This is a genomic window from Pseudomonas sp. UYEF17 (assembly GCF_040546125.1).
GTDB lineage: Bacteria > Pseudomonadota > Gammaproteobacteria > Pseudomonadales > Pseudomonadaceae > Aquipseudomonas > Aquipseudomonas putida_Z.
Map to the genome: position 1 here is coordinate 149,561 of NZ_JBEPNE010000008.1, position 12,701 is coordinate 162,261.

General features: G+C 65.4%; 7 protein-coding genes. 5 read left to right on the top strand and 2 right to left on the bottom strand.

The features are described 5' to 3' along the window. Positions 1-104 precede the first annotated feature (104 nt). The 5 genes from ABIB24_RS15020 (at position 105) to ABIB24_RS15040 (ending at position 11,474) form a co-directional block, all read left to right on the top strand. Complete coding sequence (locus tag ABIB24_RS15020) at positions 105-1,427, top strand: MdtA/MuxA family multidrug efflux RND transporter periplasmic adaptor subunit (RefSeq protein WP_354316817.1); 1,323 nt, start codon at positions 105-107, stop codon at positions 1,425-1,427. Continuing rightward, positions 1,424-4,522, top strand: coding sequence for an MdtB/MuxB family multidrug efflux RND transporter permease subunit (locus ABIB24_RS15025; RefSeq protein ID WP_286101750.1), 3,099 nt, complete (start codon positions 1,424-1,426; stop codon positions 4,520-4,522). Before ABIB24_RS15020 ends, ABIB24_RS15025 begins: the two co-directional genes overlap by 4 nt. Beyond that, on the top strand, positions 4,519-7,626 hold the full coding sequence (locus tag ABIB24_RS15030) for an efflux RND transporter permease subunit (RefSeq protein ID WP_085617032.1): 3,108 nt from the start codon (positions 4,519-4,521) through the stop codon (positions 7,624-7,626). The genes ABIB24_RS15025 and ABIB24_RS15030 overlap by 4 nt, the downstream gene beginning before the upstream one ends. Next, complete coding sequence (locus ABIB24_RS15035) at positions 7,623-9,110, top strand: efflux transporter outer membrane subunit (protein ID WP_274120705.1); 1,488 nt, start codon at positions 7,623-7,625, stop codon at positions 9,108-9,110. Before ABIB24_RS15030 ends, ABIB24_RS15035 begins: the two co-directional genes overlap by 4 nt. Positions 9,111-9,383: 273 nt before the next feature. Continuing rightward, on the top strand, positions 9,384-11,474 hold the full coding sequence (locus ABIB24_RS15040; protein ID WP_274120703.1) for a putative bifunctional diguanylate cyclase/phosphodiesterase: 2,091 nt from the start codon (positions 9,384-9,386) through the stop codon (positions 11,472-11,474). Here the strand turns inward: ABIB24_RS15040 and ABIB24_RS15045 are convergent. Both ABIB24_RS15045 and ABIB24_RS15050 read right to left on the bottom strand, forming a co-directional pair. Beyond that, positions 11,471-11,731, bottom strand: coding sequence for a DUF1652 domain-containing protein (locus ABIB24_RS15045; RefSeq protein WP_046615421.1), 261 nt, complete (start codon positions 11,729-11,731; stop codon positions 11,471-11,473). The genes ABIB24_RS15040 and ABIB24_RS15045 overlap by 4 nt on opposite strands. A 274-nt stretch (positions 11,732-12,005) precedes the next feature. Continuing rightward, entirely contained in the window at positions 12,006-12,653 is a 648-nt protein-coding gene (locus tag ABIB24_RS15050) for a DUF1345 domain-containing protein (RefSeq protein WP_354316821.1), read from the bottom strand. Between the last annotated feature and the right edge of the window lie 48 nt (positions 12,654-12,701).

Sequence of the window (12,701 nt, forward strand, 5' to 3'; positions counted from 1 at the left end):
TCAGGCAAAGGTAAACCTCTGGTAAAGGCGCTTTGCTAAAACGATGCCAGTGCTTATCGTTCATCCTCCCCAAGTCGTCATTCCGAACAAGGTTCGTTCAACCCATGCAAGCGTCCAATTCCCGTTCCCCTCGTCGCTGGCTCGTAGGCCTGCTGATCCTGCTGCTGGTGGCTGCACTGGCCTGGTGGCTGTGGCCCGCAGCGGCGCCTGCGCCTAAAGAAGCCGGTGGCGGGCGCGGTGGCAAGGGCATGGGCATGATGGGCGGTCGCCCGGGCTTCGGCGGCTCCAGCGACCCGGTGCCGGTGCGCGTCGAGCCGGTGCGGGTGGGCGACTTCCCGCTGTACTACAAGGCCCTGGGCACCGTCACCGCGACCAACACCGTCAACGTGCGCAGCCGCGTGGCTGGCGAGCTGGTCAAGATCCACTTCAAGGAAGGCCAGCAGGTCAAGGCCGGCGACCTGCTCGCCGAGATCGACCCGCGCTCGTACCGCATCGCCCTGCAACAGGCCGAAGGCACCCTGGCGCAGAACCAGGCGCAGCTGAAGAACGCCCAGGTCGACCTGGCCCGCTATAAAGGCCTGTACGCCGAAGACAGCATCGCCAAGCAAACCCTCGACACCGCCGAAGCGCAGGTGGCGCAGTTCCAGGGGCTGGTGAAGACCAACCAGGCGCAGGTCAACGACGCCCGCCTGAACCTCGATTTCACCCAGATCCGCGCGCCGATCAATGGCCGCGTGGGCCTGCGCCAGCTCGACCTGGGCAACCTGGTGGCCGCCAACGACACCACCGCGCTGGTGGTAATCACCCAGACCGAGCCGATCAGCGTTGCCTTCACCCTGCCGGAAACCGAGCTGAGCACCGTGCTGAAACGCTACCGCAGCGGTGCCAGCCTGCCGGTCGAAGCCTGGGACCGCAGTGACAGCAAGCTGCAGTCCACCGGCGTGCTGGGCAGCATCGACAACCAGATCGACACCACCACCGGCACCCTCAAGTTCAAGGGCCGCTTCGAGAACAAGGACCTGGCCCTGTTCCCCAACCAGTTCGTCAACGTGCGCCTGCTGGCCGACACCCTCAAGCAGGTGACCATGGCCCCGGCGGCGGCCATCCAGTTCGGCAATGACGGCTCCTTCGCCTACGTGGTCAATGACCAGAACACGGTCAACATCCGCAAGCTCAAGGTCGGCGCCAGCGACGGCGAGAACAGCGTCATCCTCGAAGGCCTGAAGGCCGGCGACCGCCTGGTGCTGGAAGGCACCGACCGCCTGCGCGAAGGCACCAAGGTAGAAGTGGTCGAAGACAGCTCGCAGGTGCCGACCACCCCGGGCCAGCACCTGCAAGGCCAGGAAGCCAAGGGTTCGGCAAGCACTGGTGATGTGCAGCCCGGTAAAGCACAGCCTGGTAGCGCAGCAGGCAAGGCGGGCGCATGAACCTCTCGCGTCTGTTCATCCTGCGGCCGGTTGCCACCACGCTGAGCATGCTGGCCATCGTCCTGGCCGGCCTGATCGCCTACAAGCTGCTGCCGGTTTCCGCCTTGCCGCAGGTGGATTACCCGACCATCCGGGTCATGACCCTGTACCCCGGTGCCAGCCCGCAGGTCATGACCAGCGCCGTTACCGCACCGCTGGAACGCCAGTTCGGGCAGATGCCGGGCCTGGAGCAGATGGCGTCGACCAGCTCCGGCGGCGCCTCGGTGCTGACCCTGCGCTTCAACCTCGACATGAACATGGACGTTGCCGAGCAACAGGTGCAGGCCGCGATCAACGCCGCCAGCAACCTGCTGCCCAGCGACCTGCCGGCGCCGCCGGTTTACAACAAGGTCAACCCGGCCGACACCCCGGTGCTGACCCTGGCCATCTCCAGCAAGACCATGCCGCTGCCCAAGCTCAACGACCTGGTCGATACCCGCGTGGCCCAGAAGCTCGCGCAGATCAGCGGTGTGGGCATGGTCAGCATCGCCGGTGGCCAGCGCCAGGCGGTGCGGATCAAGGTCAACGTCGATGCCCTGGCCGCCAACGGCCTGAACCTGGAGGACGTACGCACTCTGATCGGCGCCTCCAACGTCAACCAGCCCAAGGGCAACTTCGACGGCCCGACCCGGGTGTCGATGCTCGATGCCAACGACCAGCTGCGCTCCCCTGAGGAATACGCCAACCTGATCCTGGCCTACAACAACGGTGCACCGCTGCGCCTGAAGGACGTCGCGGAAATTGTCGACGGCGCGGAAAACGAGCGCCTGGCTGCCTGGGCCAACGAAAACCATGCGGTGCTGCTGAACATCCAGCGCCAGCCGGGCGCCAACGTCATCGAAGTGGTCGACCGCATCAAGGCCCTGCTGCCGTCGATCACCGATAACCTGCCGGCCGGCCTCGATGTTTCGGTGCTCACCGACCGCACCCAGACCATCCGCGCCGCGGTCAAGGACGTGCAGCACGAACTGCTGATCGCCATCGCCCTGGTGGTAATGGTCACGTTCGTCTTCCTGCGCCGTTTCAGTGCCACCCTCATTCCGTCGATAGCCGTGCCGTTGTCGCTGATCGGTACCTTCGGCGTGATGTACCTGGCCGGCTTCTCGGTCAACAACCTGACGCTGATGGCCCTGACCATCGCCACCGGTTTCGTGGTCGACGACGCCATCGTCATGCTGGAGAACATCTCCCGGCACATCGAGGAGGGCGAGACGCCCATGCAGGCTGCGCTCAAGGGCGCCCGGCAAATCGGCTTCACCCTGATCTCGCTGACCTTCTCGCTGATTGCAGTACTGATCCCGCTGCTGTTCATGGCCGATGTGGTCGGCCGCCTGTTCCGCGAGTTCGCCATTACCCTGGCGGTGGCCATCCTGATTTCCCTGGTGGTGTCGCTGACCCTCACGCCGATGATGTGCGCACGCCTGCTCAAGCGCGAGCCCAAGGAAGAGGAACAGGGCCGGTTCTACCGCGCCAGTGGCGCCTGGATCGACTGGCTGATCAGGCACTACGGCAGCGCCCTGCAGTGGGTACTCAAGCGCCAGCCGCTGACGCTGCTGGTGGCCGTGGCCAGCCTGGCGCTCACCGTATTCCTGTACATGGTGGTGCCCAAGGGCTTCTTCCCGGTGCAGGACACCGGGGTGATCCAGGGCATTTCCGAAGCGCCGCAGTCCACCTCGTTCGCCGCCATGAGCGAACGCCAGCAAGCCCTGAGCAAGGTGATCCTGCAGGACCCGGCGGTACAGAGCCTGTCGTCCTACATCGGTGTCGATGGCGACAACGCCACGCTCAACAGCGGCCGCCTGCTGATCAACCTCAAGCCTCATGGCGAGCGTGATGTCACTGCCAGCGAAGTGATCAACCGCCTGCAGCCGCAAGTCGACCGGCTGGTGGGCATCCGCCTGTTCATGCAGCCGGTGCAGGACCTGAGCATCGAAGACCGGGTCAGTCGTACCCAGTACCAGTTCAGCCTGTCGTCGCCGGACGCCGACCTGCTGGCGCAGTGGAGCGGCAAGCTGGTGCAGGCGCTGCAGCAGCGCCCGGAACTGGCCGACGTGGCCAGCGACCTGCAGGACAAGGGCCTGCAGGTGTACCTGGTGATCGACCGCGACATGGCCAGCCGCCTGGGCATCAGCGTGTCGCAGATCACCAACGCCCTGTACGACGCCTTCGGCCAGCGCCAGATCTCGACCATCTACACCCAGGCCAGCCAGTACCGCGTGGTGCTGCAGTCGCAGGATGCGGCGGTGATCGGCCCGCAGGCGCTGGAATCGATCCACGTCAAGGCCACCGATGGCGGCCAGGTGCGCCTGTCGGCGCTGGCGCGCATCGAGCAGCGCCAGGCCCAGCTGGCCATTTCCCACATTGGCCAGTTCCCGGCGGTGACCTTGTCGTTCAACCTGGCCCACGGCGCTTCGCTGGGCAAGGCGGTGCAGGTGATCGAGCAGGTGCAGAAGGACATCGGCATGCCGCTGGGCGTGCAGACCCGCTTCCAGGGCGCGGCGGAGGCCTTCCAGGCATCGCTGTCGAGCACCTTGCTGTTGATCCTGGCGGCGGTGGTGACCATGTACATCGTGCTGGGCGTGCTGTACGAGAGCTACATCCACCCGGTGACCATTCTTTCGACCCTGCCGTCGGCGGCGGTCGGCGCCTTGCTGGCCTTGCTCATCAGCGGCAACGACCTGGGCATGATCGCCATCATCGGCATCATCCTGCTGATCGGCATCGTCAAGAAGAACGCGATCATGATGATCGACTTCGCCCTCGAGGCCGAGCGCCAGCAGGGCATGAGCCCGCGCGATGCCATCTACCAGGCGGCGCTGCTGCGCTTCCGGCCGATCCTGATGACCACCCTGGCCGCGCTGTTCGGCGCCGTGCCGCTGATGCTCGCCACCGGTTCCGGCGCCGAGCTGCGCCAGCCGTTGGGCCTGGTGATGGTCGGCGGGTTGCTGGTCAGCCAGGTGCTGACGTTGTTCACCACCCCGGTCATCTACCTGTACTTCGACCGCCTGGCCCGCCGCTGGCGCCCGGCCACTGACGTGAAGCAGGCCGAGGCATGAACCTGTCCGGTCCTTTCATCCGTCGCCCGGTGGCGACCATGCTGTTGAGCCTGGCGATCATGCTGCTGGGCGGGGTCAGCTTCGGCCTGCTGCCGGTGGCGCCGCTGCCACAAATGGATTTCCCGGTGATCGTGGTGTCGGCCAACCTGTCCGGCGCCAGCCCGGAGGTGATGGCCTCCACCGTGGCCACGCCGCTGGAGCGCAAGCTGGGCAGCATTGCCGGCGTGACCACCCTGACCAGCAGCTCCAACCAGGGCTCCACACGGGTGATCATCGGCTTCGAGATGGGCCGCGACATCGACGGTGCGGCGCGCGAGGTGCAGGCGGCGATCAACGCCACCCGCAACCTGCTGCCCAGTGGTATGCGCAGCATGCCCACCTACAAGAAGATCAACCCGTCGCAGGCACCGATCATGGTGCTGTCGCTGACCTCGGACGTGCTGCAGAAGGGCCAGCTGTACGACCTGGCCGACACCATCCTGTCGCAGAGCCTGGCCCAGGTGCCTGGGGTAGGGGAGGTGCAGATCGGCGGCAGTTCGTTGCCGGCGGTGCGCATTGCCGTGGAGCCGCAATTGCTCAACCAGTACGGCCTGTCACTGGATGAAGTGCGCACTGCGGTGTCCAACGCCAACCAGCGCCGGCCGATGGGCTTTGTCGAGGACGCCGAGCGCAACTGGCAGGTGCGTGCCAATGACCAGCTGGAAAGCGCCAAGGACTACGAGCCCGTGGTGATCCGCCAGCAGAACGGCACCATCCTGCGCCTGTCCGACGTGGCGACCATCACCGACGGCGTCGAGAACCGCTACAACAGCGGCTTCTTCAATGACCAGAGCGCGGTGCTGCTGGTGGTCAACCGCCAGACCGGCGCCAACATCATCGAAACGGTCGACCAGATCAAGGCGCAGCTGCCGGCCCTGCAGTCGCTGCTGCCGGCCAGCGTGCAACTGAACGTGGCCATGGACCGCTCGCCAGTGATCAAGGCAACCCTCAAGGAAGCCGAGCACACCCTGCTGATCGCCGTGGTGCTGGTGATCCTGGTGGTCTACCTGTTCCTCGGCAGCCTGCGGGCCTCGCTGATCCCCAGCCTGGCGGTGCCGGTGTCGCTGGTGGGCACCTTCGCGGTCATGTACCTGTGCGGGTTCTCGCTCAACAACCTGTCGCTGATGGCGCTTATTCTTGCCACCGGCCTGGTGGTGGACGACGCCATCGTGGTGCTGGAGAACATCTCCCGGCACATCGAGGACGGCCAGCCGCCGATGAAGGCGGCCTTCCTGGGTGCCAAGGAAGTGGGTTTCACCTTGCTGTCGATGAACGTGTCGCTGGTGGCGGTGTTCGTCTCCATCCTGTTCATGGGCGGCATCGTGCGCAACCTGTTCCAGGAGTTCTCCATCACCCTGGCGGCGGCGATCATCGTGTCGCTGGTGGTGTCGCTGACCCTCACGCCGATGCTGTGCGCCCGCTGGCTCAAGCCGCACCAGGCCGAGCAGAACCGCCTGCAGCGCTGGAGCGACCAGTTGCACCAGCGCATGGTCGATGCCTATGACCGCAGCCTGGGCTGGGCCTTGCGCCACAAGCGCCTGACGCTGATCAGCCTGCTGGCCACCATCGGCATCAACATCGCCCTGTACGTGGTGGTGCCCAAGACGCTGATGCCGCAGCAGGACACCGGCCAACTGATGGGCTTCATCCGTGGCGACGACGGCCTGTCGTTCAGCGTGATGCAACCGAAAATGGAAATCTACCGCCGCGCCTTGCTGGCCGACCCGGCGGTGCAGAGCGTTGCCGGCTTCATCGGCGGCAACAGTGGCACCAACAACGCCATGGTGCTGGTGCGCCTGAAACCGATCAACGAGCGCAAGATCGACGCGCAGAAGGTGATCGAGCGCCTGCGCAAGGAAATGCCCAAGGTACCTGGCGGGCGCCTGTTCCTGATGGCCGACCAGGACCTGCAACTGGGCGGCGGGGGCCGCGACCAGACCTCCTCGCAGTACCTGTATTCCCTGCAGAGCGGTGACCTGACGGCGTTGCGCGAATGGTTCCCGAAAGTGGTGGCGGCGCTGCGTGCACTGCCGCAACTGACGGCCATCGACGCCCGCGACGGTGCCGGCACCCAGCAGGTGACCCTGGTGGTCGACCGCGACCAGGCCAAGCGCCTGGGCATCGACATGGACATGGTCACCACGGTGCTGAACAACGCCTACAGCCAGCGCCAGATCTCCACCATCTACGACAGCCTCAACCAGTACCAGGTAGTGCTGGAGATCAACCCGAAGTACGCCTGGGACCCGAGCACCCTCGAGCAGGTACAGGTGATTACCGCCGACGGTGCCCGCGTACCGCTGTCGACCATCGCCCACTACGAGAACAGCCTGGCCAACGACCGGGTCAGCCACGAAGGCCAGTTCGCCGCCGAAAGCATCGCCTTCGACGTCGCCGAAGGCTACAGCCCCGACCAGGCCATGGCGGCGCTGGAGCGTGCGGTGGCCAAGCTGGGCTTGCCCGAGGAAGTGATCGCCAAGCTTGGTGGTACCGCCGATGCCTTCGCCAAGACCCAGGAAGGCCAGCCGCTGATGATCCTTGGCGCGCTGGTGCTGGTCTACCTGGTGCTGGGCATCCTCTACGAAAGCTACATTCACCCGCTGACCATCCTCTCGACACTGCCCTCGGCCGGCGTCGGTGCCTTGCTGGCGCTGTACGTCACCGGCGGCGAGTTCAGCCTGATCTCGCTGCTGGGGCTGTTCCTGCTGATCGGCGTGGTGAAGAAGAACGCCATCCTGATGATCGACCTGGCCTTGCAGCTGGAGCGCCACCAGGGCCTGACACCGGAAGAGTCGATCCGCCGGGCCTGCCTGCTGCGTCTGCGGCCGATCCTGATGACTACCCTGGCGGCCATCCTCGGTGCCTTGCCGCTGCTGCTGAGCCGCGCCGAAGGCGCGGAAATGCGCCAGCCACTGGGCCTGACCATCATTGGCGGCCTGGTGTTCAGCCAGATCCTCACCCTTTACACGACACCGGTGGTCTACCTGTACCTGGACCGCCTGCGTCACCGTTTCAACCGTTGGCGTGGCGTGCGCACCGACGCCGCCCTGGAAACCCCGCTATGACTTTTGCCCAGACCCCACTTCACCGCGCCCTGCAGACGCTGACCCGTGGGCGTGGCTCGCGCCTGCTCGGCGCCGGGTTGTGCGTCGCCTTGCTCAGCGCCTGCACCCTGAGCCCGGACTACCACCGCCCGGAGCTGAGCAGCACGGCGCAGTTCAAGCATGCCGAAGGCTGGACCCAGGCCACGCCGTCCGATGCCATTGCCCGCGGCGCCTGGTGGGAAATCTACGGCGATGCCGGGCTCAATGCGCTGGTCGAAGAGCTCAACCGCAGCAACCAGACCGTGGCGCAATCGGAGGCCCAGTACCGCCAGGCCCAGGCGCTGGTGCGCAGCAGCCGAGCGGCACTGTTCCCCAGCCTGGACCTGAGCGTCAGCAAGAACCGCTCGGCCCAGGGCACCGGCAGCTCCAGTTCGAGCCTGTCCAACAACAGCAGCGGCATTCGCAACACCTACAACGCCCAGCTCGGCGTCAGCTGGGAAATCGACCTGTGGGGCAAGCTGCGCGAAACCCTCAATGCCAACGAAGCCAGTGCCGAAGCCAGCCTGGCCGACCTGGCCTCGATCCGCCTCAGCCAGCAGTCGGAACTGGTGCAGAACTACCTGCAGTTGCGGGTGATCGACGAGCAGAAGCGCCTGTTGGAAGCCACCGTGGCAGCTTATGAGCGTTCCCTGCGAATGAACGAAAACCAGTACCGCGCCGGCGTCGCCGGCCCGGATGCGGTGGCCCAGGCGCGTACCCAGCTCAAGAGCACCCAGGCCGACCTGATCGACCTGATCTGGCAGCGCGCGCAGTTCGAGAACGCCATTGCCGTGTTGCTGGGCAAGGCCCCGGCGGACTTCGCCCTGGCCGACAGCAAGGCCATTCCGGCGCTGCCGCAAATTCCGGTGGCCTTGCCTTCGCAGTTGCTGGAGCGACGCCCGGACATCGCTGCGGCCGAGCGTAACGTGATGGCTGCCAACGCCAACATCGGCGTGTCGCGGGCGGCGTATTTCCCGGACCTGAGCCTGAGCATGAGTGGTGGTTACTCCAGCAGCAGCTTCAGCAACTGGATCGAACTGCCCAACCGCTACTGGTCCGTAGGCCCGCAGCTGGCGCTGACCTTGTTCGACGCCGGCAAGCGCAGTGCCGAGGTGGACCGCACGGTGGCGGTATATGACCAGACCGTGGCGCAGTACCGCCAGACCGTGCTCGACGGCTTCAAGGAAGTGGAAAACCTGCTGGTGCAGTTGAAGGTGTATGGCGATGAGGCGGTGGTGCGCCAGGAGGCACTGGATGCCGCTCGCGAGTCGCTGCGCCTGACCGAGAACCAGTACCGCGCCGGGCTGATCGGCTACCTGGATGTGGTCAACGTGCAGACCACGGCGCTGAGCAACGAGCGCAGTGTGTTGAACCTGCTGCAGGGTCGCCTGGTGGCAAGCGTGCAGCTTGTTGCCGCGCTGGGTGGTGGTTGGGATGCCGGGCAAGCCTTCGCCGAGCAGGATTGAACCGACCCGCAGACGCGTACCCCTGTAGGAGCGGCCTTGTGTCGCGATCGGGCCGCAGAGCGGCCCCAGAACTTTGTGTACAAGCACAGATCGCTGGGGCCGCTTCGCAGCCCGATCGCGACACAAGGCCGCTCCTACAGCTACCGCGCATCCGTCCAGGCCCTCGCAGTCTTTGGATCCATTCCCATTCGCAAAAACCCCGTGCGTTTCGCCTAAGCTTGAGTACAATCGTCAGCTTTTTCCGGGCCTCCCGTCCCGTCGCTGGAACTCCCAATGCTGACCGGTAGCTACTCCTCTTCGCTGGTGTTGATTTCGCTGTGCGTGGCGATCCTGGCGTCCTATACCGCCCTTGACCTGACCGGCCGCATCGCCACGGCCAAAGGCCGGGCTGCCTGCCTGTGGATGGGGGGTGGCGCGCTGGCCATGGGCATCGGCGTGTGGTCGATGCACTTCATCGGCATGCTCGCCTTCAGCCTGCCCATCGACCTGGGCTACGACCTTGCCCTGACCGCGTTCTCCCTGCTGATTGCCGTGTTGTCCTCGGGCTTTGCCTTGTGGCTGGTCAGCCAGCCGAGCCTGCCTTGGCAGCAGCTGGCGTTTGGCGCGCTGATCATGGGCGCCGGCATCGCCTGCATGCACTACACCGGCATGGCCGCGCTGCGCATGCTGCCGGGCATCGACTATGACCCGACGCTGTTCGGGGCCTCGCTGCTGATTGCCGTGGGCGCCTCGGCAGCGGCCTTGTGGATCGCCTTCCGTCTGCGCGCGCACACCCCTTATGTGCGGCAGATTCGCGGCCTGGCGGCGGTGGTGATGGGCTTTGCCATCGTCGGCATGCACTACACCGGCATGGCCGCGGCGAATTTCCCCGAAGGCAGCTTCTGCGGTGCGCTGGCCGGGGGAGGCCTGCAAGGCGACGGCCTGGTCTACCTGGTGCTGATCACCACCCTGGCGGTACTGGCGGTGGCCTTGCTCACCTCGGTGCTGGACGCCCGCCTGGAGGCACGCACCGCCGAGCTGGCCCGTTCGCTGACCCTGGCCAACCAGGAACTGACCCAGCTGGCCCTGCACGACACCCTCACCGACCTGCCCAACCGTACTTTGCTGGCCGACCGCATCGAGCAGGCCATCGCCAAGGTAGCGGAGCAGGGCGGCTGCTTTGCCCTGATGTTCATCGACCTGGACGGTTTCAAGCCCGTCAACGATGCCTTCGGCCACCACGTCGGCGACTTGCTGCTCAAGGCGGTGGCGACCCGCCTGCGCGGGCACCTGCATAGCCAGGACACGTTGGCGCGCATCGGCGGTGACGAATTCGTGCTGCTGGTGCAGCTGCGCGAGCCGAACGATGCCATGGATGTGGCGGTCAAGCAGGTCAACCTGGTATCACGGCCGTTCCGCGTGGCCGAGCATGACCTGCAGCTGACGGCGAGCCTGGGCATCGTCCTGTACCCGGGCAATGGCCAGGACCAGCACGAGCTGTTGCGCAATGCCGACGCCGCCATGTACCACGCCAAGAGCGCCGGCAAGAATGGCTATAGCTTCTTCGACGTGTCGATGAACAGCAACGCCCGCCAGCAATTGCAGCTACTGCAGGACCTGCGCCAGGCCCTGGAGCAGCGTCAGTTCCGCCTGCACTACCAGCCCAAGTTCGACGCCCAGAATTGCCAGCCGATCGGTGCCGAGGCCTTGCTGCGCTGGGAGCACCCGCAGCAGGGCCTGTTGCTGCCCGACCGTTTCATCGGCCTGGCGGAAAAGACCGGCTTGATCATTCCCATTGGCGAATGGGTGCTCATCGAGGCTTGCCGGCAGATGCGCCAGTGGCTGGACCAGGGGCACCACGGCTGGCGCATGGCGGTGAACCTGTCGGCCATCCAGTTCTGCCATGCCGGGCTGGTCGAGAGCGTGGCCCGGGCCCTGCAGCAGAACAGCCTGCCGGCCAACTGCCTGACCCTGGAAATTACCGAAACCACCGCCATGCACGACGCCGATGCCAGCCTGACAGTGCTGCAGCGGCTGTCCGACATGGGCGTGGACCTGTCCATCGATGACTTCGGCACCGGCTACTCCAGCCTGATGTACCTCAAGCGCCTGCCGGCCAACGAGCTGAAGATCGACCGCGGTTTCGTGCGCGACCTGGAGCAGGACAGCGACGATGCGGCGATCGTTTCGGCAATCGTGGCGCTGGGCCAGGCGCTGGGCCTGCGCATCGTCGCCGAAGGGGTGGAGACTGACAGGCAGCAGGACTTCCTGACCCGCCTGGGCTGCGATTCGCTGCAAGGCTACCTGCTGGGCCAGCCGGTGCCGGCCGAGCAGTTCATGGGCAAGTTGCAGGCCATGCGCCAGGAAAGTACCGCAGTGGGTTAGACCGCGTCGCGCAAGGCGAAGGCGGGCATGAAGGTATCCATCTCCGCCTCGACGGCCTCGATGATGCGCTCTACATCGGCGGCGGCCATGATCGCCGAGCAGGGAATGCCGGCAATCGCCAGCAGGGTTTCGCCGGTGGCGCGGTCGAACAGCCGCGCGACCATGCTGCGCGGCGCATCCATGCTGGCTTCGAAGCCCAGCGGGTGGAAATGCCAGCGCATCACCTGGCAGGCGTTGGGGAACGTCATCTTGTTCATGCCAGCCTCCTTGTCCGTACCTGGACGTGGTGAGCGGGTGGCCACATCGATGCGGCCGCCGGGAAAGTAACCATAGCACCTGCCACGGAGTATTCTCGGCTGCAAATACGACAAATGTGCTAATGCATGACAGCGGTCACATCCTTGTCATGCAGGGCATTTGGCGCAGGCCCGCAAGGCAAACGTTTTCCCGGCACGTTGAGGGCAGATAACCCGCCAGGTTCTGCCACTTTGATCGACATCTCCGCACGATGTTTTCGGACGAGCGGTGCAATCAGCCGAGCAACCCCGCAGCGATGTTGATGGTGAATCCCAGGATCGCCGTGTTGAATACGAACCCCACTAGTGAATGTGCCAGCACTACCCGCCGTAGGCCCCGCCCAGCGACGCCCACATCGGAGGTTTGCACGGCCATGCTGATGGTGAACGAGAAGTAGTGAAAGTCCCAGTAATCGGGGTTGCGTTCGCCATCGGTGAAGCGCAGCGGCGGTTCGTGATTTTGTCCGGTATAGAACAGCCGCGCGTAGTGCAGGCTGAAAATGCAGCCGATCAGCAGCCAGGAGCCAGCCACGGTCAGGCCGGTATAGAGGTAGTGCAGGGCCAGCGCCGTGCCTTGCAGGCCACGGCTGGACACCAGTTGCAGGGTGACGGCGGCGAGGCTGGCGATGGCGGCGATGCACACGGTGAGCAGGACCAGGCCGGCGTTTTCGTCTTCGACGCGGGCGACCTTGCGTACCTTTTCCGCATTGGCGCTCAAGGTCAGGTAGAGCACCAGCAGCAGGTACAGCCATACGCCAAGATTCCAGCCGGCGAGGATGTGCTGCACGCTGTCGCCGGCAGGGATCAGCCAGGCGCCGAGCAGGCCGACCACAGTGGCGATGCTCAGGCGCGGGTGGGTGTGGGTCAGGCGGTGGAAAGCCATGGAACCTCGTTTTCGGGGGTATGGGTACCACTCTAGACGGTCATTACA

What these genes read in the sequence shown, in the direction of transcription:
- ABIB24_RS15020 (WP_354316817.1), top strand. Translation starts at nt 105, where the DNA reads ATGCAAGCGTCCAATTCCCGTTCCCCTCGTCGCTGGCTCGTAGGCCTG.
- ABIB24_RS15025 (WP_286101750.1), top strand. Translation starts at nt 1,424, where the DNA reads ATGAACCTCTCGCGTCTGTTCATCCTGCGGCCGGTTGCCACCACGCTG.
- ABIB24_RS15030 (WP_085617032.1), top strand. Translation starts at nt 4,519, where the DNA reads ATGAACCTGTCCGGTCCTTTCATCCGTCGCCCGGTGGCGACCATGCTG.
- ABIB24_RS15035 (WP_274120705.1), top strand. Translation starts at nt 7,623, where the DNA reads ATGACTTTTGCCCAGACCCCACTTCACCGCGCCCTGCAGACGCTGACC.
- ABIB24_RS15040 (WP_274120703.1), top strand. Translation starts at nt 9,384, where the DNA reads ATGCTGACCGGTAGCTACTCCTCTTCGCTGGTGTTGATTTCGCTGTGC.
- ABIB24_RS15045 (WP_046615421.1), bottom strand. Translation starts at nt 11,731, where the DNA reads ATGAACAAGATGACGTTCCCCAACGCCTGCCAGGTGATGCGCTGGCAT.
- ABIB24_RS15050 (WP_354316821.1), bottom strand. Translation starts at nt 12,653, where the DNA reads ATGGCTTTCCACCGCCTGACCCACACCCACCCGCGCCTGAGCATCGCC.